Annotated in this window: 1 protein-coding gene; it reads left to right on the top strand. The window is 65.4% G+C overall.

Translation table 11 applies throughout. The features are described 5' to 3' along the window. On the top strand, nt 1-395 hold a 395-nt coding region (locus AC1D0Z_RS23615; protein ID WP_477660544.1), incomplete at its 5' end, for a TlpA disulfide reductase family protein. Nucleotides 396-665: the final 270 nt, after the last annotated feature.

The following is a 665-nucleotide window of genomic DNA, read 5'->3' as shown; positions in this document are numbered from 1 at the left end:
TGGTGGACACGACCGGCAAGATCTGGCGCGCGGCTGATTTGCGCGGCCGTGCCGTGCTGCTGAACTTCTGGGCCAGCTGGTGCGAGCCCTGCCGCGCTGAAATGCCGACGCTGCAGCAGATTGCCGACCTTTATGGCGACGACAAACTGCTGGTCCTGGCCATCAACTTCAAGGAGCCCGCAGCGCGTGCGCTGCAGTTCGCCAAAACCACCGGCGTGACGCTGCCGGTTCTGCTGGATCTGGACGGCAAAGTGGCCAGAGGCTGGGGCGTGAAAGTGTTCCCGACTACGCTGATGATCGACCGCAACGGCCGGCCGCGCCAGCGCGTCACGGGCGAGGTTGACTGGACCAGCCCCGCTGCAGAAAAGCTGATTGCGGGCTTGCTCAAGCCTTGAGGTGGCCGCCAGTGGCGGGGGCGCGGCAAGGCAGAGGCGATAATTGAGGTCCAGACATCCCGCAGCATCTTTACCTGCCGCGGTGCACGTCGCCCTCACCCCACCCGGAGATCTTTTTGATGACCACCGTACGCCGAGCCTTTCTGAAGAATACCGCGGCAGCAGCCGTGGCCGCGGCATTGCCCGCCCTCACCTTTGCCCAGACGCCCGCTGCAGCGCCCAGCCGCAGCAACTTCGCACCCCAAAGCGGCGCCTGGCGCACCTTTGATG

It is taken from the genome of Polaromonas sp. P1_E3 (assembly GCF_056405935.1).
Note: the sequence above shows the minus strand (reverse complement) of the source record. Positions and strands in the feature narration are given on the sequence as shown.